This is a genomic window from Bacillus sp. ME78, assembly GCF_903970865.1.
In the GTDB taxonomy this organism is placed as follows: Bacteria; Bacillota; Bacilli; order Bacillales; family Bacillaceae_G; genus Bacillus_A; species Bacillus_A cereus.
Map to the genome: position 1 here is coordinate 1 of NZ_CAJCKK010000008.1, position 25,187 is coordinate 25,187.

Here is a 25,187-nt window from a genome sequence, read left to right on the forward strand (position 1 = left end):
GTAAATGTCACAATATAAATACTCATCACTTAAACAAGTTTGCAGAAGTAATTTCAGTTGATCATCCATAAGGAATTCATGATGAATGAAATGCACAAAACATTTATATATAAGTTGGTAACGAACGTAGCTATCAGTCGTTCCGATATACTGAAGCATGTTCAAAGTTAACTCATTTACGTCTATATGTTGCAGTTGCGTATAGTCATTTTGTTGTATAAGCTCTAACTGTTGTTGCAATGCTGTAATATCCAATGGAGAACCTCCTCCGCACTTTAAAGATGCGATCTTTTCTAGTATTCTATATATTCAAGGACAATCCTGCTCATGCAAGGAGAACGATTAGAAATTCGAGTATGATATAGATGAGGGAAGAATATGACGACGATAGAACAGTTAGAAAAACATTTTAAAATAAGAAGAAGTGCTTCTTCTATTATGATAAAAGAAAATAATGCAGAGGTTTTTACAGAAGAGCAATTAGAAGAGATAGTGCAATATTACGTTGCTGAAGCTGAAAAAGATGGATTAGAAAAACTACATTTTGAAATCTCTTCAAAAAGTCCAAATTATGATGTGTATAAAAAATGTTTTGAAACGTATTCATTTGAATATGTTACGGAAAACATGATTGTATTTAAAGATATATACGAAGTAGAAGATGTAGAAAGTGAAATTGATTTTAAGCTTATTGAAGAAGTTGGAGAAGAGGCTTTTTATTCACTGTGGAATGAAGCAACGGGAGAACCAGTCGCTCATGATCAAGTTGTGCATATGATGCTACAAGAAATTGGTGAGCAATGGAAAGAACATTGCTTAACAGCGAGTGTTGATGAAGAGCCGATAGGAATTGTAATCCCGCATATTGAAAGAGGTACGTTAGAAGAAGGGAAACTTATGTACTTCGCAGTTACTCCAAATATGCGTAACAAGGGATATGAAGCTGCACTATTTGCAGGTGCGATGTTTGTCTTAAAGGAAATAGGTGCATCTTATTATATTGGTGAGACAAATATACAAAATGAGTGGATGAAGGATGTTTTTGAAAAGAACGGATGTCAGTTGCTGAGTTGTACTGAGCGGTATGTGAGGGAGTTTTAAGTTATACTCTGGGACACATCTAGTGGGAACCCGTGTACAAATTTTGAACAAGTAAAAGAACTTTTCGCCTGTTTGTAAGATAAAAAGAAAAATGAGAACGACAAAGTAGTTATTCCTATAATACAATAGAGTAAGATTTGACTATAAGAGAAAGCGTTGGTGAAAGAATGGAGCAGCAAAGAAATTGGCTACAAGCAACTGTAGAGAGAAATGAAGATAATACGTTACAAATAAAATGGGAAAATAATATAGAAGAAGTTCGTATTTATTGGAGTACTTCACCAGAACATATTGAAGAAACTGGAGAATTACTTGCAACGGTAAATGGAGAATTATCATATACAATTGAAAACCCGAGTGAAAATGAACGTCCATATTTTAGATTAGTAGGAAGTAATGGACAAGCAGTAACAGTAGCTGAGCGTAGACTGCCATTACAAGGCGCGTTTAACTTCCGTGATATGGGAGGATATGAAACGACAGAAGGCCGTAAAGTGAAATGGGGCAAATTATACCGTTCTGAAGAATTAGCAGGACTAACAGAATGGGATATTGCGTATTTACAAAAGTCTGGTTTAAAGTTAATTTGTGATTACCGTACAGACTTTGAAGTGAAGCATAAGCCGAATCCAGAAATTACGGGTGCTCGTCAAGTGTGCTTACCAGTTATGCAAGACTTAGCGAAAGATCTAAATATAAATGAATTTTTCCAAGTTGGTGACCTTTCTATGTTAGGAAAACCAGGTGAGTATCTTGTGAAAATGAATCAAGATTTCGTAAGTGGTAACGAGGCATTCGTGAGCTTCTTAAACTTAGCGCAAAACCCGGAAAACTTACCATTAGTAAACCACTGCACAGCTGGAAAAGATCGTACTGGATTTGGTTCAGCGCTTTTATTACTTTTACTAGGTGTACCGGAAAAAACAGTAATGGAAGATTACTTATTAAGTAACGGATTCCGTGAAAAGCTAAATGAAAAAATGATGGCCTTTTTAGGTGCGAAATTACAAAATGATGAGAGCAGAGCAATATTAGGTGCAATGTTTGAAGCGCGCGCCGAATATTTACAAGCTGCGATTGATGGAATCCAAAAGCAATACGGATCAGTTGAAGCATACGCCGAAAAAGCTCTTGGCTTTACGAAAGATTCGTTAGAAGAAATGAAAGTGTTATTGCTGGAAGATTAATAATGAGAAGGAGGCTGATTTGGATTAGCCTCCTTTTACTATTGTTGTTATAATTAAGCTATGAGAATATAGGAGTTGAGGAAAACATCATGAAATACAAAGTAATACTATTCGACGTAGACGATACATTATTAGATTTCCCTGAAACGGAAAGAAATGCATTACACAATGTGTTTGTACAGTTCGGCATGCCTACAGGGTATAATGATTATCTTGCAAGCTATAAAGAGATTAGTAATGGATTATGGAGAGATTTAGAAAATAAAATGATTACGCTAAGTGAATTAGCAGTAGATCGATTTAGACGATTATTTGCACTTCATAATATAGACGTAGATGCACAGCAATTTAGTGATGTATATCTTGAAAATTTAGGGGAAGAAGTACATCTTATAGAAGGCGCAGTACAATTATGTGAAAATCTACAAGATTGCAAGCTAGGTATTATTACAAATGGATATACGAAGGTGCAACAATCAAGAATCGGAAATTCGCCTTTATGTAATTTCTTTGATCATATTATTATTTCTGAAGAAGTTGGTCATCAAAAACCAGCACGTGAGATTTTTGATTATGCATTTGAGAAATTCGGAATTACGGATAAATCAAGTGTACTAATGGTTGGAGATTCGCTAACTTCTGATATGAAAGGTGGAGAAGACTACGGCATTGATACGTGTTGGTATAATCCGAGTTTGAAAGAGAATAAGGCAAGTGTTAAGCCGACTTATGAAGTGGAGAGCCTGCTACAAATTTTAGAGATTGCAGAAGTGGCTGAAGAAAAGGTAGCTTCATTTTAATTGTGTTGAAATTTAATGAATCGTCGATATAATTTCATATACTAAGATATGGAACAAAAAAGATGGCACCAAGTCAAAACAATTTTACTGAAGAAAACAGAAATAAAATCAGAACCATTTAAACAAGCTGGAATTAAAATTGAGGGTTAATGTGGAGAAGGTTTTGGAAAACAGAAATAACACGAAATAATATTTTAAGCAATTTGTAATGACAAATTACAAACTGCTTAAAAATAAAAAAAGATTGCCTCTTAGGATATGAGCAATCTTTTTTATTTTGTTAGGAGATGAAATGTATATTTTTGTACCCTATCTCCATCAACTAAAAAAATGTTTGTTCCCTAATAATGAAAAAAATGAATTTAATTTTCATAAATAACTGTAAAGTGGTAAAAATTTCGTTTTGGAAGTAATTCGAAATTTTAAGTTAATGGGCATAGGTTGGAACCATTTCCTTGTTTAGACTGGATATCCGCCTGTTGGCGGTGGCCAAGCACTAAATAATCTGCGGATCAGCACAATTTCTCCTAAATGGTAGGAGTTGTGAGATGCAATATTGCGTAGAACACCGCCAGTGGTTTCACCAGGCCATTCCTCCAATATTTTGTCCAATTGAACAGTTTGGGCAATCGTGCATGCCTGTTCAATCCCTTGAAGAAAATACTGAATAATCTGTTGCCACTCTTCTTCACTGGCAGGACATTCTTCTTCAGGCCAGCTCTCTTTTACATGGGCGGGCAATGCAGGCTTCTTCCCCTGGGCGGATAATAAGAGAAAATCTTGTCAGTAGGTCATGTGTTTTACTAATTGATAAATAGAATAAGGTAGTTCCTCTCTGCGTTTTCCCGCAAGCACCATGTCTATATCCGACAAAGCATTTTTGATGGGAAGATGTCCTCGTTCTCCTCTTAACGATTTTACTAATGCTAGGCTAAATGCCTTATTTGATTGATCCATAATAATTGACTCCCATCCTGTTTTATTTTCTAATTTGCTGATTTTAAGGTTCCGTCTCTTTTATATGTACTAAATAAATTATAGAAGATTTACGACTATTAAGAGAAAGTAAAATAAGGAAAAAATAACAAGAATCACTTACTTCTTAACGCACAGGAAATCGTTGTTTTTTATTTGAATAGTACCTTAATATACAATTGTAGTAACAGATAAATCAAAGGTTCGAATAACAATATCCAGGTCTGCGATAATGTCAGCCACTTTTGATTTTAGCTATTCCAATTCCTACTGAATTTTGTCCAATTGATTTTATTGTAAATGAACTATGAGTTGATTATAATGGTTAGAGTGAACTCTAAGTCAAGAAAAATAATAAAAGGATAGTTATTCTATTATGAGGGAGTTCGTAAAGCGAAAATAGTGTTTCTATACTAAGGTCATTTACGTGTTATAATACATAAATTAAATGTGTATATATACATAGTTTCCCAGCGTGATGCGATGTCATGTATGATTAGTGTAACAACTAGAGGTGAATAAAGAATGTTAAAGTTTTTATTTGAGTTAGATAAGGCTATTCCGCAGAAGGATGAGCCAAAGTATGATGCTTATACAAAGGGCTTTATTGAAGGGGAATTAACGATTCTCGCGAGTGACAGCGTACTTTTTCAGAAGTCATGTATGAAGGTCGCAGAGCTTGGCATTTATTTAGGACAGTGGATGGAACAAGTGCAACACGGGCAGAACGTACCTATGAAATATGAAACGGCTGACCGTGAAGAGGTAATTCTTGGTTTCTTCTATGAAGAGGATCATAATCAATGGAATGTTTCTTCCAGCTGGCAAGAATTTGAACTTCAAGAGCTTATATCTACTACAACATTAATAGAGAGTGTTCAACACTATTTGTATGAGCTAAATAAAGAACTGCGCATGATAGAATATCCTGTGACGTTTGATCAGTACTTAAGAGGAGAGCGAATGATGCAGCTCTCTTACAAACGACCGTGTGATAGCAAAGCAGATACGACGCCGATAGAGTTTTATAATGGAAGTGAGCAAGTAGGCGTAGTACGGGGTTATTATAAAAATACGTTGATGAGAGTGCTGGACTTCATTCCGAAAATTGGTAGTAATATCATTTATGAAATAAAGGATAGTAAGGGCAATATTCGCGTCATTGCAAAGGATGTAAGTAGGCAACGCCAAAGAAAGATTTTAGTAACGTACATCGATAATAATGATGCAGAGCATGAAATACTTGTATGTGACGGAAAGTTATTGGATGCAAATTTTATATTTACCTTTACATATAAGGCAGAAGAATATGTTGTTCATAAAACTTCATTTGGAATGGGAAAATTATTACGAAAAGGCTATGTAATCGCAGATTGGAATATTCGTCTTGAGGAAGATATGTATTACATCGAGATGAATGCATATGATGGAGATTACATGGAGGATCAATACTTACTATTAGGCGTATTTCATGCGGTTTTATATGGATAATCGATGAGAAATACCGTCATTCTTCTTGGAAAGAATGACGGTATTTTTTATTTATCCTCAAAAATAAAAATCTCATCAATCGTACTATGTAGTGCCTTCGCTATATCGTGAGCAAGTTGTAAGGAAGGATTGTATTTACCTTTTTCGAGATGACTAATTGTTTCACGTCGCACACCAACGCTCTTTGCTAAATCTTCTTGTGTCATGTTCAATTTGGCGCGGTATTCTTTTATCCTCGTTACGAACGCCATGGTGCATCTTCCATTTCATCAACAGGTTTATCATAAAAGAACATAGAAAAACCGAACGTAAGAATGAGTGTGCCGAAAATAAGAGTGATATCAATTTCTTGTAGCGCCGGGTTTGGAAATAACATTTCAATAAATATAATGATAGCGGTAGTTAGTAATGTAACGATAAATGCATTGCGACACGATTTATTGACAATTTGTTCAAACAGTTCATCGTGTTGAACTGTTCTATACGATGTGAAAAAGGAGAAGAAACAGAACATAGTAAACAATCCTTTTTCATAAAAAAATCCGAGGAAACCGAAGAAACCGAGAAATCCTAAATATTTTATCCAAGTTGTTTTCATGATAGGTCCTCCTTACGTTGTTAGAAATAAGTCACGTTATGTTACAAATATATCACAATTGGATAGGAATGGTAATAATAGTTTTCCAGTTTGCTTCATAATAATAGTAAAAAGAGGAAATATGCTGCGAAATAAAGAGGATAATATTGTAAAATGGTTGTAAGGAGGGGGGAGGAAGAAATGCTAACTTGGATCATGATCGTTGTATTACTTGTAGTGATTACTGTCATTGCGACGGTGTTAATTGGGCGGAATGGTGATGCAAATTATAGCAAAGCGACAAAGGGGAATATTAAACGATTAACAATGATTTATATTATACTAGCTGTCGTTTTAGTTGTTGGATTAGGGGTGTATATTTATTTTAAAGGTTAAATAAACTGAAAAATGTAAAAATCTTAAAATAGAAGTATGCTATAATATCAATATAGTTATTTGGTAATTAAGGAAAGGATTGGATGGAATGATTGAAATTACGAATGTGTCAAAAAGTTATAATGGGTCTACTTATGCAGTAAAAGATTTAAGTTTATCTGTACCTAGCGGCGAAATCTTTGGATTTTTAGGACCGAATGGTGCGGGTAAATCCACGACAATTAAGATGATTACTGGCATTCACGGGGTGGACAAAGGGACTATTACGATTAATGGAAAAAATATTATGGAAGAGCCGATGGAAGCGAAGAAGACGTTTGGTTATGTGCCGGATAGCCCAGATATGTTTTTACGTTTAAAAGGAATTGAATATTTAAACTTTATGGCTGATATGTATGAAGTGCCGAAAGAAGTAAGACAAGAACGAATAGAGTCTTTAGCGAAGAAGTTTGATCTTTATAATGCATTATCTGATCAAATTCAAAGTTATTCGCACGGTATGAGACAAAAAATCGTTATTATTGGTGTGCTCGTGCATGAGCCAGATGTATGGATTTTAGATGAACCGTTAACAGGGCTTGATCCGAAATCTGCATATATTTTAAAAGAAATGATGAGAGAACATGCGGATAAAGGAAAGATTGTATTTTTCTCTACACACGTATTAGAAGTAGCGGAAAAAATATGTGACCGGGTTGCTATTATTAATAAGGGGAATTTGCAGTTTAAAGGAAATTTAGATGAAATGAGAGATCATTTTAAATCCAATGAATCACTTGAAAAAATGTTCTTGGAGATGACGGGCAATGAGTAAAATTTGGACGTTAACGAAGGTACTATTAAAGTTAAATTACGCAGATTTTATAGCAGATAAGAAGAAGCGATGGGCGTATTTATTTTCATTTGCAGCTATTTTATTTGTTGGATTTTTAATATTTGGTTCGATGACGCACGGAATGTATGAAGGTCTGAAACAATTAGGGCAAGGGCCGGGAATGATTATTGCAATGGGACTTGCGATTGCGAGTATATGGGTATTTTTAATGAGTATAACGAACATTTTAACTGTATTTTACTACAGCAATGATATTGAAATGTTACTGCCGTTACCATTAAAACCAGCGCAAATTATTTCGGCAAAATTTTTAACGGTATTAATTACACAATACGTAATGAGTTCATTTATTTTATTACCAATCTTCATTACGTACGGTTTAAAAAGTGGCGCATTTATTACATATTACATATATATGATTTTTATTTACTTACTCTTCCCAATCGTGCCGTTAGTATTAGCTTCGTTACTGATGACAATTATTATGAGGTATACAAATATAGCGAAAAATAAAGATCGAGGAAATATATTTATTGGAATCGTAAGTATATTATTTATTGTAGGAATTAACGTATTTATGCAGTGGAGAAATAAAAGTGCGTTTTCTGGTGATGGGGCTGCGGAATACCTTGTAAATAATCAATCTTCTCTTTTAGTACAAATGACAAATTATTTTCCAACTACATATTTTGGAGCAGTGGCATTAGTAGAAAATGCAAATTGGAAGGGACCTTTATATGTAATAATCTTTGCAGTTATTTCATTTGTCTTCTTTGTGTTGTTTTATTACATAGCAGAGCGTACATATTTAAAAGGGGTTATTGGACTTTCAACGAGTACAGCAAAGAAACAAGTTATTTCGGCGGAAGGTTTACAGAAATCAACAGTACAAAGTTCGCATTTAAAAGCGTATGTGCAAAAAGAATTTAAAACGTTATTCCGTACACCACAATTTTTCTTAAATTGCATTGTACAAACTTTCGTTATGCCAATTATGTTGTTCTTTATTTTATTTGTGCAAGATGGAAACTTAAAGTTTATTACAGAGTATATTAACAATCCAAAGACAACAGGATTTGCAATTGGTGTTGGTCTTTGTGCATCGTTATTTTTAATGGGTAGTAACGTCATTGCAACAACGTCATTTTCGCGAGATGGAAGCTCTTGGTTTGTGAATCGTTATTTACCAGTAAAGGCTTCGGATATCTTTTTTGCGAAAGCAATCACTGCTTGGTTAATTAATGTAATCATTTTAGCAGTATTCGGTATTACGATGGCAGTTGTAGCTGGGATTTCTCCAGTCTTCATGATACTGTGGTTTTTAATAAGTGCGAACGGGTTACTGTTAATTAATTTAATCGGAACACGCTGGGACGCACAAACTGCAGATATTCATTGGGATACAGAGCAGAAACTATTTAAAAGTCGATATACAACTTTATGGAATTTTTTAGCTAATATTTTAATAGCTTTAATTATTGTGGGGGGAGTAAGTGTATTATACTTCTTCCTTCATGTCGGACTGTGGGTTATGTTTATCGTTTTATTTGTAATGTTTACGATTGTAAATTATATCTTTATTAAAATGTTAAAATTAGGTGCTGAACGTATACTGTCAAATATTCAATAAGAAGATAGATCCTCTGTATTCATGCAGAGGATCTGTGTATAGATGGAGGAGAAAAAGGTGAAGAAAATAGCAATTGTAACAGGGGCAACTCGTCTGAATGGAATTGGTGCAGCTGTATGCAAGGTGCTTGCTCAAAAGGGGATAGACATTTTTTTCACGTACTGGCCAAAGTATGATAAAGCGATGCCATGGGGAATGAGTGATCAAGAACCCTTTTTGCTGAAAAAGGAAATTGAAAGTTACGATGTACGATGTGAAATGGCAGAAATCAATTTATCGCAGTCTTATTCGCCAAATCGTTTGTTTTATATGGTATCAGAACGGTTAGGTGATCCATCTATTCTAGTTAATAATGCAGTATATTCTACTCATACGAGAATTGAGGAATTAGATGTAGAGCAGTTGGATAAACATTATACAGTTAATGTTCGGGCTACTATGCTATTAAGTTCATTGTTTATAAAACATTATTCACTTAAAACGGGCGGGAGTATTATTAATCTTACTTCAGGACAGTCAGTAGGTCCAATGCCAGATGAACTAGCATATGCAGCAACGAAAGGGGCAATTGAAGCATTTACAAAGTCAGTAGCACCAGTTGCGATGGAGAAGGGGATTACAGTGAATGCTGTAGATCCAGGACCGACGAATACAGGATGGATTACAGAGGAGCTGAAGCATCATTTAGTATGGAAGTTCCCGCAAGGTAAAGTAGGAGAACCGGTGGATGCTGCGCGCTTAATTTCTTTTTTAGTAAGTGAAGAAGCGAAATGGGTTACTGGGCAAGTCATTCACTCGAATGGTGGTTATTCATAAAAATATTATGTTAACAAATGTTGAGAAACAAAAAACGAAAGAAAATTTTATTTTTTTGTATAAATAAAATGTCAAGAAAGATAAAAATTTGATAGAAGAGTATATCGTCATATGAAGATAGTAATTCTTAATGTGACAATATACTCTTTTTCTTTTACTTGCGAGTAGAAAAATGAAGTAGAAGAAACTCGAATATTAAAATGAGTTTATCAGTTTTTGTACGTATTATTATGAAGATTACTGTCGGAAAGATGATAATTCGTATGAAAAGGGATTTTTTAAGGGGGAATCGAATCGTAAAGGGGAGGATAAATTATGTAAAACATAGGGGGATTTATATGAAAATGAAAAAGGTCGCTATCGCATCGATAACAATTGGTACAATGCTTACTATGGCAGCTTGTAGTCCTTCAGCAGATAAAGAAACGGAAAAGAAAGAGCAAGTAACTGCGCAAAATGATGGAGAAGCAAAAACGACAAGTGCAGATGAAGCGTCAAAAACAACGAAAGATACTGAAAAAGAAACAAATACTTCTTCAAATGAAAAAACAGATAAGGATGCAAAAAATACGAAAGAATCATCAGGGACAGAAAGTAACGGCAAAACGTCAACTCAAAACGAAAATGTAAAAACAAAAGAAAAAGAGACGACAGGAAAAACGAATGATCAAACGACTAGTGGGAAAACAACAGATCAAAGCACAAGTACAAACAATAACGGAAAGACAACGAAAGATCCGAAGAAAAGTGTTGCTGTGAAAACGAATGTTAAAGAAGTTGTAGCATTAATTGATAGCTTGGACAAGCAGTTAGCTGCTAATCCGAAATTGGAAACAGTGAATAAGCTTGGCAAACAAATTAATGAAAAGTGGGATGTAATTGAAAAAGAGCTAGAGGCATCACATCCGACGGATTCTAAAACAATCGGTCAAAGTATGTATCCGTTAATTGTAGGAGCGGAGAAAGAAAAAATCGATATTAATAAAATGAAATCTTTAACGACGAAAACGAAAAAAGATTTAAATCAGTTATTGACGAAACTTTCGTAGTTTCAAAAGCCTACTCGTGTGAGTAGGCCTTTTTTGGTTGTTATACTGTGCATAGTATAACTTATTTATTTTCATTTTCAATTACGATGCGAAAAGAACTGAATGCTTGTTGACTGACATAATCTTCTTCGCTAACTTTAAAAGGAAATGGAAAAGCGACGAGTTGAAAACTACTTTCCTGATCCACTGAAGGCAATATGAAATTAAAGATTTGCCTCGTTTCAGGTGCAACTTTAGTATAAACGGCTTTTCTATTGTTAAATATTTCAACTTGTTTCCAATCTTTAAAAGCCACGATTGCGTAAGTCATTTCATCATTCGTTTCATTACCGTTTGATAAGGTTAATTGCTTGCCTTCCTTTTCAAAGAAGACAGTTTGTAAGTTCTCTTCACGGTTCGTAACAAATAATGGTTCGTAAAGACCATCTTTTAAAATAGCATCTGGATCTATATGGGAGAGTTTTATTTTTTCGCTTTCTTTCTGAGGAGGATGCATTGAGTATCGCATACTTAGAATATCTTCTAAAATAGCTGCTTTATTTAAGTTATTATCTTTTAATTTGTATTCAGGTTTTTTAATTATTAAAAAGGTTAATTCACTTGCATTAGGAGAAGTGTGTAAAGAGATTTTCGTAGTCATTGAGCTGTTTGGTTTCATATCAAAAAAATAGTGTGATATTTCATTAGTAGTATCTTCTATTTTAAAAGGTTTTTGTTCGTAATCTTCTAGAACAATTAATCCATATTTTCGGTTTTCGTTAATAGTATGTACGAATGATAATGATACATTAATTTTATTATCCTCACTAGTAATTGTGCTACCGTTGTTAATATGTTGGCCTTGATTATCCTTCAATCCGTAAGAAATAGTATTGGTTTGTTGCTCTCTCTTATTTTCTTTAGAAGGTGGATGAGGTTGTATGATTGAAGTATTGAACAAAATATAAATTGTAAGTAATGAAATGAGTAAAACACCGATAATAATATATATTTGTTTCATAAATAGCACCTCAATATATGTAAAGTATTAGAGAAAAAAGATATGCAAGATGCATATCTTTTTTCTCTTTCTTACCAGAAGGCTTTTGTTTCGTGATTCACATCATTATAACCACTTAATTTATAGGTATGATTACCGATAGCGTAATCATCTCCATAATAAACGCTTGTGTTGGTCGCTGTAGCACTGACAAAGGATGATTTTTTTGCACTATTACTTTTCGTATTTACTAATGAGCGATCGCCATTGAAAGTTCTTGCTTTTGCATAAACATAGTCTTCGGTCGTAGTTGATTTCGATTTAGCAACTGCATATGGGTTACCAAAAAAGGGAGTATATACGCTAATGTTAGAGTCATTCTTAGGTGCAGCTGCAACAGTCAAACTAGGAACACTAGATGTTTTTGTTGATTGAATTGTATCAAAGTCAACTAAAACGGGCTGCCTGTCTACAGTATCGACCTCTGAAGCACTTGCGTTATTAGTAAAACCAAAACCTAAAACCGCTAACCCTAAAGTTGTCACCGATAAAGATTTTTTCATATTCACTAATTTTCCCACCTTTTTAAATTTTTGAGTTCGAACTCAATTCATACAATATATGAAAATTTCGAAACTCTCAATGGTTTATCCCATACTTAACTTTTCTTTTACTTTCGATTCAACATGTTTTCATTTGTAAAAAAGCGAATATATCTTCTAATGCTTAGCCAGCAAGGGATACAGGTTTAATTTTATGAAATTCATGTAAATTTAAATCTATTCATGTCAGAATCTCTGTTATTTTTAAGTTCATATGGGAAACTTATTAAAAAAAGGATGGTGACAAAAATGACAATCGATCGAATTTGTACAATTGGACCCGCAAGTAATAATAAAGAAACATTAGCACAGTTAATAAAGAATGGTATGAAAATTGTTCGACTGAATTTATCGCATGGCACGCATGAAAGTCATAAAGACATCATTCGTTTAGTGAAATCATTAGATGACTCTATTAAATTTTTGGGGGATGTACAAGGACCTAAAATAAGATTAGGTGAAGTGAAGGGAGGGCAAATTACACTTCAGGCAGGAGATTCTTTTATTTTACATACACAACCAGTTACAGGGAGTAATACAGAAGCGAGTGTTGATTATGAAGGAATTGCGAATGATGTGAAAGTAGGCAGTAGAATTTTAATTAATGATGGAGAAGTTGAATTAATTGTTGAAAAGATAAGTACGGACAAAATAGAAACGAAGGTAAAAACAGGTGGCAATATCTCATCTCATAAAGGAGTTAATTTACCAGATGCGGCTGTTCGTTTACCAGCTATTACAGAGAAAGATAAAAAAGATATTCAGTTTCTTTTAGAGGAGAATGTTGATTTTATCGCATGTTCTTTCGTAAGAAAACCTAGTCATATAAAAGAAATACGAGATTTTATACAACAGTATAAAGAAACGTCACCTAATTTAATTGCAAAAATAGAAACGATGGAAGCAATCGAGAATTTTCAAGATATATGTAAAGAAGCAGATGGAATTATGATTGCAAGGGGCGATTTAGGAGTAGAGTTACCGTATCAATGCATTCCGCTTTTACAGAAAATGATGATTCAGGAATGTAATCGAACGAATACATATGTCATTACAGCAACACAAATGCTTCAATCTATGGTAGATCATTCTATTCCAACAAGGGCAGAGGTGACTGATGTGTTTCAAGCTGTACTGGACGGGACGAATGCAGTTATGCTTTCAGCTGAAAGTGCATCAGGAGAACATCCAATCGAAAGTGTGAGAACATTACGTCTCGTTTCAGAATTTGCGGAGCATGTTAAAAAAGATGGACCTTTTGCGATGAAAGATGTACTGGAGTTACTGCATAAATCACTGAATGAGTGATGAATAAAAAAAGAGGGTGGATATGCATCCCCCTCGTGTTTACTCTTGTTCTTGTTCATCTAAAATCTTATCAAAAGCAGCAGATACTTTATCAAACTCTTCATCATTTTCAATGTATGAAAACTCATTATCTTCTTCTACTTTTAAAAAGAAAATATCAATGTCTTCCTCAGTTTCTGTTTGGATATCTTCAACAAAGGCAACTGCAATATACTCTGCGCCTTCGACATCCATCGCTCCAAGTACTTCTACTTCTTGCTCTTCGTTATTCTCATCACTAAGAGTAAACACTTCGCCAACTTCAATATCAGACATATTCATTCTCCTCCTGTTCGACTCTAAAAATAGAGCACTCAAACTGTATACATACTAACATATCTTTCCATGAAAAACCAAATTCATACGTAAGAAAACAATTGATTCTTCTTTAGTATGAGTATACAGCTATTAGGAGCATTATTTGTCTGTGCTATATTACTTAATCCATTCAACAATTGTATCCATAGTCTGTCTTGTTTTATCACGCTTTGGCTCTTCTTTACGGTAACCAAAGGCAACCATAACTGATACTTCAAGATTATCGCCTTGTATAATGCCTTCTTGACGAAGTAAAGAATCTACTTCCTCTTTATCAAATCCTTCTATTGGACAAGAATCAATACCGATTTGAGCTGCGCTCGTCATCATATTACCTAAAGCGATATAAGATTGCTTGGATGCCCAATCAAATACAGCACGATCGGATTGTAATAAGTTAAAATCTGTTTCCTGGAACTTTTTGAAGAATTCATATCTAATTTTTTGAGTGTCTTCAGGCAATCCAATAATATCGTTCATCATATATTTAATATACTCTGCATCATAATGCATATCTTTAATGTTTCTTGAAAGAACAATAACAAAATGACTAGCTGTTGCAAGTTGCCCACCAGCGCCCCATGAATACGGTTGTAGTTTTTCTCTTAATTCTTTATTTTGTACGACAATAAATTTCCAAGGCTCATATCCAAAAGAAGAAGGAGATAATCTGCCTGTTTCTAAAATGAATTTGAAATCCTCTTCTGAAATTTTGTGCATAGGATCGAATTCTTTACATGCATGTCTGAAATGAAAAGCCTCCATAATTTTTTCTTTTGTAATTTCTTTTGTATTTGTCATAAAAGTTCCTCTTTTCATGAATTTATTTTTGTAAGTAAATTATATTTTTAAAGTAACATAGATACAAGTACGCACATTTATGTGGTATAGTATCAAAAAAGATACTAATGTTAAGGGAAGGGATTTATTATGGATTGTCCAAACGAAAATAATATAAATTACCCATTTTTAAATAAATATTCTTGTCCAGTTGAAGCTATGGTTGAGGTGATTGGAGGGAAATGGAAAGGGGTAATTTTGTATCATTTATTAGATGGTACAAAGCGGTTTAATGAGTTAAAAAGATTAAAACCAAATATCACACAAAGAATGTTAACACTGCAGCTGAGAGAACTTGAAGCAGATGGCATCATACATCGCGAAGTATACCGTGAAGTGCCGCCAAAAGTGGAATATTCATTAACTGAGCTTGGTGAATCACTACGTCCAGTGATTCTATTAATGATGGAATGGGCAACTCATAATATGGAGAAGGTTTTGGAGAGTAGGAATACGAAAGATAATAATTAAGAGTTGAAATTGGTATAGATGAGATATGTGAAATAGTTGTAGAAATAAAAGGTGTTTCCATACGTGAAAACACCTTTTATTTCTATATTTTTACTTTTTAACTTCAACTGCTGAAGTTGGAAAGTTATTTAAGTTTGCAATTTGACCATACCAATCAGCATGTTTAAAAACAACACCTTTTCCATATCCTTCAGTTGAAGTACGTTCCCATAGTGTTGTTGAATAGCTAGCGGTAGGGGATGCTGTACGTACAGAAACAATTTGATTTTGCCAACTAGCAGACAAGTTTTTATAACCGCTACTTAGAGAAAAATACTCGCTACCTTGATTTGTGCGTTTATAGAAGTCTGTACTACCAGGTCCGCTTCCTCCAACACCAAGGGGAGTGATTGAATTATTCAACCTTTGTTTATCTTTTTCAATAAAAGACTCTAAACTTTCTTTGCTCGAAAATCCATAAGATAACCAGTCTCCATTTTGATTTTGTTTCGGTAGAACTAACGTTATTTTTACGTCTTCTTTTAATGGAGCACTCAATTTGTTAAACGAATCAACATTCTTTTCATCTACAGTTACATATTCGAAAGAGGAAATCGTATAATCTTTTTCGGTACTAGCTGATACTGATCCCAGTCCTCCAGTTAACGACGAAACAGTTAATAATGCACCTGCTACCAACTTTTTAAGCATGGATTCATCTCCTTAAAACTTAGATTTTTTACATAACTAAAATGTATGTTAATTCGAATGTATTATAAATATTTAGAAATTTATAAAAATTAAACAGAATATTCTTTTATTAGTCTTGAGTAAGGAAAGTAATTAAAAATGAAAAAAGGTTTACTTAAAAAGTAAATCCTTTTTGCCGACCTATCTCAAAACTCTATGGATTAAAGTTTCATTTTATCCATCTATGAATCATACACTTCTTTTGCATTCATAGAAACAGCATCTAATAAAAGAAAAATGGCTGCTATAATATGTAGAAGGATTTCTATATAAGGAAAGAAGACAACTAGAGTAACGATAATACCTATATAATGAGCGTACGTATTCATCCCTGCTTTTTTAGCTAATAAAATAGTAGTGATATGTAAAGCAATCAATAGTAGTAAAGGTAATCCATCTAGGTTAACAAGATTTGGAAATAAATAATAACAAGGAATTAATAAAAGATGATAGATTCCTGTGATCCACTTTAGTGCTTGTATGTAAGTTTTCAAAGTAAATCCTCCTAAAATAATATATCTATATATTACTAAAAATAACAGGTAATTGGATATTATATATTTTTAGTTTTAGGTAGCTTGTAATTATTTTATGTAAACTAATTATTGATTATCTATAAAATAGAAAAACCACCCAAACGAGGGTGGTTCGTATTATAAATAACTACTTAAAGAAGAAAGGGAGACCTTCACTTCACTACCTTCCTTCATATTTCGCAGCATAACGGTTTCTGTACTAAGTTCTTCTTCACCAATAATAAGCACGTAAGGGATATTCTCTTTATTGGCATAATTAAGGGCACGTTTTAATTTGCGTCCTGCTAGTTCTAGTTCGACTTTTAAGGAAGTGGTAGAACGTAATTGCTGGGCAATTTGTAAGCATTGTAATTCTGTCCCGAGTGGGATGATAAATAGATCCGCTGTAGAGGATATTGTTTCTTTCTGCGATAGTGCTGTATAAATAACGTCTAAACCGAATGAAATACCGACTGTTGGATAGTTCATATTATCACCACGGAATGCTCCGATAATGTTATCGTAACGGCCGCCACTACCTATGCTAGATGTAATTGAGCCATCTTTTAGGAAGATTTCATATACAGTCCCTGTATACATTGTGAGTCCTCTTGCTAAAAACGGATTGAATATCGTATTTTCATTTATTCCGAGAGCGATTAAATATTGCTGTAATTGTTGTAATTCGTTTACGCCATCGGCAACGAGTTGGTTATTGAAAGCTTCTTTAAAGTCAGCAATTGTAAGCTTTAGACAAGATAATACAGTATTACATATCGTATCGGCCATTTCTTCAGAAATTCCGTGCTCTAATACATCTTTTCGTACACCATCAATCCCAATCTTTTCGATTTTGTCTAATGATAAAATTACGTCACTTGTTAACTCAGTAGGGATGTTAATGGCCTGAAGAATACCATTTAACAATTTTCGGTTATTATATTGGATTGTTACCTCTAATTTTAACGTTCGGAACAGCTCAAGTGCCATGCTCATAAGTTCCGCTTCTGCCATGACTGATTCTACACCGACTATATCAACGTCGCATTGTATAAATTCACGAAATCTTCCTTGTTTAATTGGCCCATCTCGAAATACTTTCCCAATTTCATAACGTTTAAAAGGGAGGCGAATATTCGGATTCATTGCCACAACTTTTGCGAATGGAATAGTTAAATCGTATCGTAAGGCAAGCTTACGTTTTCCCTGATCCTCAAGTGTATATATTTCTTTTAAAATTTCATCGCCACCGCCGTACTTGTAAGACATAAGCTCATACATATTTAACGTCGGTGTCTCTAACGGTTTGCATCCGTATCGTTCAAACGTATCTTCACAAGCCCTTTTAATTTTATTTCGCAGCACTTGCTCCTCTGGTAAATAGTCTTTTGTGCCTTTTACATTTTTCATTTCCATTGTAATCACTCCTATTTTAAAATTAAAAAAAGCTATGCGGGTATAAAAATACCCACATAGCTTTATGAACGCTTCGTGGGTCAACAGGAAAAGCCCTGTACCCACGAAGAAAAATTTTTCTTCGGATACACGGCGTTACGTATGATGATGAAGTTGGAAAGAAGTATTAAAATTTCGCATTACAAATCTCTCCTTAACATAAGTTTTTCCAAATTATATCAGATGATTTTTGAATTATCAATATTTTTAGTTTTGAAATATACGTGAAGTTATGTAGGAGAAATGGAAAAGGGTGTATAATAAAACTTAATAATATGAAATAACCTTTTAAGGAGAACGTTATGAAAAAAGATAAAACAAATGCGATGCGAATATTAGACAAAGAGAAAATTGAATATTCGATGATGTCATATAATCCAGACGATGGAAAAATTGATGGTGTATCAGTAGCTGAGAAAATTGGACGAGAAGTGAGAGAAGTATATAAAACGTTAATCGCTCAAGGAAATAGTAAAAATTATCATGTGTTTATTATTCCGGTAGATGAGGAACTAGATTTAAAAGCTGCCGCAAAAGCAGTAAGTGAAAAGAAAATTGAAATGATTGCTGTGAAAGATATTACGAAAGTGTCAGGATATATTCGTGGTGGTTGTTCACCAGTCGGAATGAAGAAGTTATTTTCTACATGTATCGATGAAAGCGCCCAATTACTTGATAAGATGATAGTGAGCGGCGGGAAAATTGGTATACAAATTGAGCTGAAAGTTGATGACTTGGCGAAAGTGACGAGAGCGCAGTTTGGAGAGGTAACGAAGTAAATATACATAGGAAAAGAAGTTCTGGTTTTATCCCGCTATTCGCCGGGCAGTAAGTAAGACCCTCACCTCAAAATTCAGCGGAAGCAAAGAAATTAGGTGGGGATTAACTGCCCGTAAAAGCACGATTGGTGAGGGCTGATAATCAGTGGGGATGAACAAAACCCCCACTGATTAAAGTTTCACTTTATTGAATTTAGATAATAATTTATAGGGTAGTTAGTCCATTATGGGGCTGATTGTCCTTTTTTATTTACAAACTGGATAAAGATTGAATGTTTAGTTTGATATAGGCATGTAATCTGAATTGTTTGTTTGGCTTTGGGAGGAGGACAAAGGCTCGGTGCGAGGACTTTAAATAAGTTACTCTTAAAGATAGACAAGTGACGGGAGAGTGTTTAATGGAGGTTCAAGAAATACCCTAAGAAAGCACGTATTGGGGGGGCAGTGTTTTGGCCCCCATCGGCTAAAAGTATGAAAGATTTTATACAGTTTTTTTGCTAATCCAGTAACAAACAAGAACACTAAAACCGCGTTAGGATAGGAATGTATAAAAAATGTCTAGATTCATAGAACTAAAAAAGAAGTTTCACTTGTGAGAGCAGGGTTCTCCTTTTTCATTGCTACTGATAATGAGACGTTATGTTAACTAATTTTGAATATCGTATACAGACTAAAAACAGAGAAAACTTCCTGTTGTGTAGGGTATTTTTTCTGTTTTTTTGATGATAGTTTTTAACTGATTTCTCACATTTCAAAAAAACTACTTTTTTGTTTGCTTGTCCACACCATTTCACCTCTTTGTGAATTTTATAGTATTAAAGGAGGTGAAAAGAATGAATGAAGATATTATTTCAATTGGAGCAAATTGTATAGTGAGAATTAGAAACAGATTCTTTCTTCTAGTAGAAATTGAAGTGGAATTTGGAAATGTAGCCATAGAGGAATTTGTTTTTATTCGAATATCTGAGCAAGAAGCTAGAACATTGTTAGCAGGGGGTATTCAACGTTGTACTATTTCCAATTGTATTCCTAGGTCTCATGATGATTTAGAAGTAGAATTCATTTGTGTTTTAATCGTAGGTGGGGAAGCATTTGCGGTTTTTGATGTAGAAGACGATGTTGATGAAGCTGTACTTGTTCCAATTTCATTAAGAGAAGCCGAGCGTTTAATCTGTAGAGGAGCAAGACGATGTACAGTTATTAATAGATAAGAGTAAGCCTTTTGGGTACTAAAGAGGTTTCATTTTGTGTGGCTTCTTGTAAGAATGATTATGTAAATATGAATATCCTCCAGAGTACTTAACTGGAGGATATTTTTTAGACTTCTAGATGTATTAACTACTGATAATGAGACGTTATATTAATTAGGTTTGGATATTGTATACATCGTCTTTTCTTCAACTAAGAGTGCAGATTCATACAGTAAAAATTACTTTTTTAACTATAAAATAAGAAGAAATGAACCTATATTACTACTGATAGAGCTATGTTATAATGAAAATAAGGGTTTTATCCTTATTTTCATTATATAGGAGAGTGTTGAACATGATTATCAAGTTCATTCGTTTACGTTAATTTTAAACACAATTCGTTATGCCCGACTATTTTTTTCGAAATGTGTGGGTTTATTTGGTTGTGTCTTTTTTTATTAACTAAATACGAATGAAATGAGGAGTTAATCATGACTGAAAAGATTATTAAAATTAATAAAATTGATATATGTACAGAGAGCTTTGGCAATTCAGCAGATCCAGCAGTCTTACTAATTATGGGAGCCATGTGTTCAATGGTTTATTGGGATGAGGAATTTTGTCAACAATTAGCTGATACGGGCCGATATGTTATTCGTTATGATAATAGAGATGTCGGACGGTCAACTACTTATGAACCGGGGAGTTCCCACTATACTGTGGTAGATATGGCTGATGATGCGATTGGGGTACTCGATGCATATCATATTGACGAAGCACATATTGTTGGAATGTCATTGGGTGGAATGATTGCTCAAATTGTAGCCTTAAGGAACCCTGAGAGAGTTATAAGTATAACTTTGATTGCATCAGGTATTTTTGGTTCTGAAGATAACCACCGAAATTTGCCTCCGATCGATGAAAAGATACTCGCTTACCATACTAATGCGGCCAAACTAAATTGGTCGGATGAAGAATCTGTTGCAAATTACTTGGTTGCAGGATCAGCATTACTTTGTGGTTCAAAGCATAAATTCGATAAGAAGAGGGCTTATAAGCAGGTAGAAAACGAAATAAAACGGGCAAATAATCTACTCAGTATGTTTAATCATTCCCTTCTTAAAGGTGAGGATTCTTATGAGGGGAGATTAAAAGAAATCAATATACCTACTTTGGTTATCCATGGTACAGAAGATACAGTGCTTTCATACGAGCATGGTCTTGCTCTTGTTAATGAAATACCGCATGCTGTGTTACTACCCTTAGAAGGATCGGGTCACGAGATTCACTGTGACGATTGGAATCATATAATCAACGCTATTTTGAATCATACTTCAGTCCTGTAATCATTATAGAAATCGTATAAAACAAAAAATATTTGGAAAAAGGGTTACAATCGAATCTGTAACCCTTTTTTTCTATTAAAAATCAATTTTAGAACTGTTACTCATTTAAAGAATAGTAATACGCTTAGTTATTGGTATTTACTTCCAATGATGAAAATTATGTAAATAAGCTGTTCACTGGATTCCCATAGAAAACTGTGGTGAGATGAGATTTTTGATTTTGAAGTACTTCAAAATCTTAGCTAGATGGCTATGTAGCGGTACCCACATTAAAAATGCAGGAACATATCAAATATGTTCCTGCATTTAATTTTATTAAGTTTAATATCTATGACCTAAATATAATAGAATTTGGAGCTTCTTTTTATTTTAAATAAATTGGGTAATTAGATTATAACGTTAATATTTGTGATTGAATATAATAATAATATAATGGAGGTGATGTTATATGGCTCTTACTACAGGACCAATTGAAAACGTAGGAAATCAACCTGCTAATGCAAATAGAGTTAGGGTGAAGATCCTTAACCGTACTGCTGGCCCACTTACTGGAGTAGCTAGAGTTTTTAGACTTGACGGTTCATTAGTATTAATTGAACAGGTAAACTTCAATGTAAATTCTAATGCTTCTACTTTTGCAACTCTAAGTTTAGTTCATCCTGCTCTTGGACAAGCATTTGAATATGAAGTTCAAATTGTTCCTAATCAACCTGGTGGACTATATAGTGTTTATGGACTAACAGCTGACAGTGTTATCATTACTGCACAACGTATTGTGAACTCAGAATTGACACAGTTTCTTTAATTAAAATAGATTGGTGCCTACATGGTATCCAATCTATTTTTGTACGTATTATTCAGAGAAATAAAGGTTTTACACAAAAATAAAGACAGTTATGGAAACGGGAAAAGTCGAGTTATCATCTTGATTTTTATTATTTCTGTCTTAGACTGTATCTGTTTTGTTGCACGGTTTTCTTTGAATGCTTTTTATTCAAACTGTTTTTTAAAGTATTTATCAAATATGCATTATTGCATAAATAAATTTAAATTTATAAGTTAATATTAAACTACTTTTTAGTTGTAAAGAATATGTTAATAATCTTTATAAGAGAAGGATATTCCTTGTAAAAAGTGAAATTGTTTGGAATGTGAATAAACAAAAAGTTTAGAAGTGATACAGACTGGATAGAGTCTTGTATTAAATAAACAGAAAAGGGGTATGGGTTTCTAAAAGGTTTCGGGGGTTAGAAAGCATTTTTTAGTGAATAGCTTCAAATTATATTTTAAAGGGGAATGGGTATATGAAGTTTCGAAATACAAAGATTGCTATGGTTACACTATCTTCATTTTTTATTTTAGGTTCTGCATCTCTATCATTCACAGATACTATACACGGTGAAGTAGCTCCTGCATCAGCACAAGAGATTATTATAAAAAGTTATGACGATACATATTATAATAATGCAATAGGAAAAACGGGGTTAGAATTAAAGAAGGAACTGCATAATATTATTGATAATCATACAAAGTTATCATACAGTGCGGTTTGGGAAGCACTAAGAGATACTGATGAAGATCCAAATAATAAAAATAATGTGATACTCTTATATACTGGTCGTTCGCAAGGGAAACTTACGAATGGATCAGGAGTAAATAACTGGAACCGAGAGCATGTTTGGGCAAAATCTCACGGTGACTTTGGAACGACTGCAGGACCTGGAACAGATCTACATCATTTAAGAGCGACGGATGTATCTGTAAATAGTTCACGTGGAAATCTAGATTTTGATAATGGTGGTGTGAATCATTCTGAAGCGACAGAATGTAAATATGATAGTGATTCTTGGGAACCTCGTGATAGTGTAAAAGGAGACATCGCTAGAATGCTGTTTTATATGGCTGTTCGTTACGAGGGAGACAACGGCGAAATAGATTTAGAACTAAATGAAAAAGTGAATAACAATAAAGATCCATACATGGGGAAACTATCTGTCTTATTAAAATGGAATGAACAAGACCCGGTCGATGATTTAGAGCGAAAGCGTAATGAAGTGATTTTTACAAAATATCAACATAACCGCAATCCTTTTATTGATCATCCTGAATGGGTAAATAAAATCTGGAACTAAGATTTTTAAAGGTATTATAGTTTGATAAAAGGGATTGATCATTATGATCAATCCCTTCTTATATTTTTACTAGAATAAATGATTTTAATAGGACCAGTGAGGGAAATAGAATAGATATTTATATGGAACGATAGTACTTATTTATCTAGTTAAGTATTTAGTAAGGTCCCCACTCAATATTCACCCCAACAATAAGAAAAACAAGTCCAATGATAAACCAAATGAGTGCAAGTGGAGCCATGAAACGAATCCATTTTCCATAAGAAATCCCGCTCGCTGCGAGAACGCCCATTAAAACACCAGAAGTTGGATTTAAGCAGTTTACTACACCTTCTCCAAGCATAACAGCTTGTACTGTAACTTGGCGTGTAATGTGCATGAAATCAGCTAATGGAGCTAATATCGGAATGAAAATAACCGATTCTCCTGTCCCGGATGAAATGAAGAAATGTAATGCGGCACTACTCACATACATGCCGATAACACCAAATACAGGGCTTTGTCCTTCGAGAGCTTGTGCGAGTTGGTTAACGATTGTATCAAGTAATTTGCCTTGTTCTAAAATGACTGAAATACAGCGAGCCATTCCGACGATTAAAGCACCGTAGATAAGATTTTGGCAGCCAGTTAGAAAAGTAGATGCGATATCGTTTGCTTTCATGCCACCTATTATTCCTGCTGTAATTGCAATGAAAATAAAAGTAGCGGTCATTTCTGCGTCCGTCCAATGTAGACGAAAAGCGCCTATTAAAAATGCAATTAATGATAAAGCTGAAACGAGTAAAATTAATTTATGACGTATCGTCCAAGGAACTTCTTTTTTCTCTGTTTCTTTTTCGCTTGAAAGAGCGTTACTTGGAAACCAGTTGTCGCCAAGGATGCTTCCTTTATTTGATTTTTTCAAGCGTTTTACATACCAATTTATATAAAGGATAGTGGCAAGTAAAAAAGATATATAGATTGCGGTGCGTAAACCAATCCCGGAAAACATCGGAAGTTCTGCGATCTTTTGTGAAATGCCTAAAGGTGAGGGAGATAAAATAGTAGCATTAAAACCAGCATAAGTACCTAAATAAATAATTGCTACACCGACGATAGCGTCCCATTTTAATGTGCGTGCAACGATGATGCCGATGGGGATAAAACCGATAACTGAGTTAACGATAATACCAGTCGTTCCAAGAATAGAAAAAAGCGAAGCAACTATACAAATGAAAAGTAATTGCTGATTACGAAATTTGTTAATAACATGATAGATTAAACCGTCAAGAGCACCTGTTTTTTCAAGAATTGCAATAGCTCCACCTGTAAATAAAATTAGAAAGATAATAGGAGCAGCAAGTGTCATTCCTTTTTCAATAGCGGTAAAAAAAGAAACAAATCCTACGGGTGATTGCGGAACAGAATGGTAGCTACCTGGTATTGTCGTTGTAACGGTCCCGTTTGTAACCCTTTTAAATTCTCCAGCAGGAACGAAATACGTAGCAATGGCGCAAAGTAAGGCAATAAAAAATAGTAGTACGTACGCATCAGGTATTTTAAACTTTTGTTTACTAGGTTGTTTTTTTGCCTCAGTTTGTATTTGCATAAAATCCCTCCTTCTTCACTCGGTTAATTTTTAATATTC

The 25,187-nt window shown here is 34.1% G+C and carries 26 protein-coding genes and 2 pseudogenes; 16 read left to right on the top strand and 12 right to left on the bottom strand.

What is annotated here, in order from left to right; all coding sequences use genetic code 11:
* Positions 1-255, bottom strand: a pseudogene (locus tag H6481_RS11425) (DUF2785 domain-containing protein); the annotation flags it as partial.
* A gap of 123 nt (positions 256-378) precedes the next feature.
* On the opposite strand from H6481_RS11425, the gene H6481_RS11430 reads away from it, so the two are divergent.
* The 3 genes from H6481_RS11430 to H6481_RS11440 all read left to right on the top strand — a co-directional run bounded on the left by H6481_RS11430 (position 379) and on the right by H6481_RS11440 (position 3,088).
* Positions 379-1,101, top strand: a complete 723-nt coding sequence (locus H6481_RS11430) for a GNAT family N-acetyltransferase (RefSeq protein WP_182811690.1) — start codon at positions 379-381, stop codon at positions 1,099-1,101.
* 167 nt (positions 1,102-1,268) lie between these two features.
* Positions 1,269-2,288 carry a tyrosine-protein phosphatase gene (locus tag H6481_RS11435; protein WP_098032920.1) on the top strand — a complete coding sequence of 340 codons (1,020 nt, stop codon included), beginning with the start codon at positions 1,269-1,271 and terminating at the stop codon, positions 2,286-2,288.
* A gap of 89 nt (positions 2,289-2,377) precedes the next feature.
* The gene (locus H6481_RS11440) at positions 2,378-3,088 is read left to right on the top strand and encodes a YjjG family noncanonical pyrimidine nucleotidase (protein WP_182811693.1); all 711 of its coding nucleotides are present in this window, start codon (positions 2,378-2,380) and stop codon (positions 3,086-3,088) included.
* Positions 3,089-3,547: 459 nt separating this feature from the next.
* On the opposite strand, the pseudogene H6481_RS11445 reads toward H6481_RS11440, so the two are convergent.
* Positions 3,548-4,045, bottom strand: a pseudogene (locus H6481_RS11445) (DinB family protein).
* 543 nt (positions 4,046-4,588) lie between these two features.
* Here H6481_RS11445 and H6481_RS11450 point away from each other — a divergent pair.
* Positions 4,589-5,554, top strand: a complete 966-nt coding sequence (locus H6481_RS11450) for a cytoplasmic protein (protein WP_168410627.1) — start codon at positions 4,589-4,591, stop codon at positions 5,552-5,554.
* Between the two features lie 47 nt (positions 5,555-5,601).
* Here the strand turns inward: H6481_RS11450 and H6481_RS11455 are convergent, their stop codons facing one another.
* Complete coding sequence (locus tag H6481_RS11455) at positions 5,602-5,805, bottom strand: helix-turn-helix transcriptional regulator (RefSeq protein ID WP_016122876.1); 204 nt, start codon at positions 5,803-5,805, stop codon at positions 5,602-5,604.
* A complete protein-coding gene (locus H6481_RS11460) occupies positions 5,793-6,152 on the bottom strand; it encodes a DUF3796 domain-containing protein (protein ID WP_182811696.1) in 360 nt (119 codons plus the stop codon). The genes H6481_RS11455 and H6481_RS11460 overlap by 13 nt, the downstream gene beginning before the upstream one ends.
* A gap of 180 nt (positions 6,153-6,332) precedes the next feature.
* Here H6481_RS11460 and H6481_RS11465 point away from each other — a divergent pair, with 180 nt between their 5' ends.
* The 5 genes from H6481_RS11465 (at position 6,333) to H6481_RS11485 (ending at position 10,857) form a co-directional block, all read left to right on the top strand.
* Entirely contained in the window at positions 6,333-6,527 is a 195-nt protein-coding gene (locus H6481_RS11465; RefSeq protein WP_000958863.1) for a hypothetical protein, read from the top strand.
* Between the two features lie 88 nt (positions 6,528-6,615).
* On the top strand, positions 6,616-7,341 hold the full coding sequence (locus tag H6481_RS11470) for an ABC transporter ATP-binding protein (protein ID WP_000570204.1): 726 nt from the start codon (positions 6,616-6,618) through the stop codon (positions 7,339-7,341).
* On the top strand, positions 7,334-8,992 hold the full coding sequence (locus H6481_RS11475) for an ABC transporter permease (RefSeq protein ID WP_182811699.1): 1,659 nt from the start codon (positions 7,334-7,336) through the stop codon (positions 8,990-8,992). The genes H6481_RS11470 and H6481_RS11475 overlap by 8 nt, the downstream gene beginning before the upstream one ends.
* A 57-nt stretch (positions 8,993-9,049) precedes the next feature.
* Positions 9,050-9,808, top strand: a complete 759-nt coding sequence (locus H6481_RS11480) for an SDR family oxidoreductase (protein WP_000716965.1) — start codon at positions 9,050-9,052, stop codon at positions 9,806-9,808.
* 338 nt (positions 9,809-10,146) lie between these two features.
* The gene (locus tag H6481_RS11485; protein WP_000782542.1) at positions 10,147-10,857 is read left to right on the top strand and encodes a hypothetical protein; all 711 of its coding nucleotides are present in this window, start codon (positions 10,147-10,149) and stop codon (positions 10,855-10,857) included.
* A 61-nt stretch (positions 10,858-10,918) separates the two neighbouring features.
* On the opposite strand, the gene H6481_RS11490 is transcribed toward H6481_RS11485, so the two are convergent.
* Positions 10,919-11,857 carry a hypothetical protein gene (locus H6481_RS11490; protein ID WP_182811702.1) on the bottom strand — a complete coding sequence of 313 codons (939 nt, stop codon included), beginning with the start codon at positions 11,855-11,857 and terminating at the stop codon, positions 10,919-10,921.
* A 71-nt stretch (positions 11,858-11,928) separates the two neighbouring features.
* Positions 11,929-12,405, bottom strand: a complete 477-nt coding sequence (locus H6481_RS11495; protein ID WP_182811706.1) for a XoxI protein — start codon at positions 12,403-12,405, stop codon at positions 11,929-11,931.
* Positions 12,406-12,687: 282 nt separating this feature from the next.
* On the opposite strand from H6481_RS11495, the gene H6481_RS11500 reads away from it, so the two are divergent.
* On the top strand, positions 12,688-13,746 hold the full coding sequence (locus tag H6481_RS11500; protein ID WP_025118597.1) for a pyruvate kinase: 1,059 nt from the start codon (positions 12,688-12,690) through the stop codon (positions 13,744-13,746).
* 39 nt (positions 13,747-13,785) lie between these two features.
* Here H6481_RS11500 and H6481_RS11505 read toward each other — a convergent pair whose 3' ends face one another.
* Entirely contained in the window at positions 13,786-14,067 is a 282-nt protein-coding gene (locus tag H6481_RS11505; protein WP_025118598.1) for a DUF1292 domain-containing protein, read from the bottom strand.
* Between the two features lie 153 nt (positions 14,068-14,220).
* Entirely contained in the window at positions 14,221-14,904 is a 684-nt protein-coding gene (locus tag H6481_RS11510; RefSeq protein WP_000185605.1) for an NAD(P)H-dependent oxidoreductase, read from the bottom strand.
* 129 nt (positions 14,905-15,033) lie between these two features.
* Between H6481_RS11510 and H6481_RS11515 the strand changes: the two genes are divergently transcribed.
* Entirely contained in the window at positions 15,034-15,414 is a 381-nt protein-coding gene (locus tag H6481_RS11515; RefSeq protein ID WP_069355954.1) for a winged helix-turn-helix transcriptional regulator, read from the top strand.
* A 90-nt stretch (positions 15,415-15,504) separates the two neighbouring features.
* Here H6481_RS11515 and H6481_RS11520 read toward each other — a convergent pair whose 3' ends face one another.
* The 3 genes from H6481_RS11520 to H6481_RS11530 form a co-directional block, all read right to left on the bottom strand.
* On the bottom strand, positions 15,505-16,104 hold the full coding sequence (locus tag H6481_RS11520) for a hypothetical protein (protein ID WP_182811709.1): 600 nt from the start codon (positions 16,102-16,104) through the stop codon (positions 15,505-15,507).
* A 221-nt stretch (positions 16,105-16,325) separates the two neighbouring features.
* Complete coding sequence (locus H6481_RS11525) at positions 16,326-16,637, bottom strand: hypothetical protein (protein WP_078993956.1); 312 nt, start codon at positions 16,635-16,637, stop codon at positions 16,326-16,328.
* Positions 16,638-16,796: 159 nt separating this feature from the next.
* Positions 16,797-18,074 carry a histidine--tRNA ligase gene (locus tag H6481_RS11530; RefSeq protein ID WP_078993955.1) on the bottom strand — a complete coding sequence of 426 codons (1,278 nt, stop codon included), beginning with the start codon at positions 18,072-18,074 and terminating at the stop codon, positions 16,797-16,799.
* Positions 18,075-18,415: 341 nt separating this feature from the next.
* Here H6481_RS11530 and ybaK point away from each other — a divergent pair, with 341 nt between their 5' ends.
* From ybaK to H6481_RS11555, 5 genes are all read left to right on the top strand, one after another.
* Positions 18,416-18,892: a Cys-tRNA(Pro) deacylase gene (ybaK, locus tag H6481_RS11535; protein WP_023522517.1), complete on the top strand. Its 477-nt coding sequence runs from the start codon at positions 18,416-18,418 to the stop codon at positions 18,890-18,892.
* 833 nt (positions 18,893-19,725) lie between these two features.
* The gene (locus tag H6481_RS11540) at positions 19,726-20,103 is read left to right on the top strand and encodes a hypothetical protein (protein WP_001001282.1); all 378 of its coding nucleotides are present in this window, start codon (positions 19,726-19,728) and stop codon (positions 20,101-20,103) included.
* Between the two features lie 470 nt (positions 20,104-20,573).
* On the top strand, positions 20,574-21,428 hold the full coding sequence (locus H6481_RS11545) for an alpha/beta hydrolase (RefSeq protein ID WP_182811712.1): 855 nt from the start codon (positions 20,574-20,576) through the stop codon (positions 21,426-21,428).
* A gap of 448 nt (positions 21,429-21,876) precedes the next feature.
* Positions 21,877-22,233 (top strand): hypothetical protein, encoded by a 357-nt coding sequence (locus H6481_RS11550; protein WP_001229424.1) that lies wholly within the window; start codon positions 21,877-21,879, stop codon positions 22,231-22,233.
* A gap of 499 nt (positions 22,234-22,732) precedes the next feature.
* Positions 22,733-23,560 carry an endonuclease gene (locus H6481_RS11555; protein ID WP_023522513.1) on the top strand — a complete coding sequence of 276 codons (828 nt, stop codon included), beginning with the start codon at positions 22,733-22,735 and terminating at the stop codon, positions 23,558-23,560.
* Between the two features lie 157 nt (positions 23,561-23,717).
* On the opposite strand, the gene H6481_RS11560 is transcribed toward H6481_RS11555, so the two are convergent.
* Positions 23,718-25,148 carry a YfcC family protein gene (locus tag H6481_RS11560; protein ID WP_182811715.1) on the bottom strand — a complete coding sequence of 477 codons (1,431 nt, stop codon included), beginning with the start codon at positions 25,146-25,148 and terminating at the stop codon, positions 23,718-23,720.
* Positions 25,149-25,187: the final 39 nt, after the last annotated feature.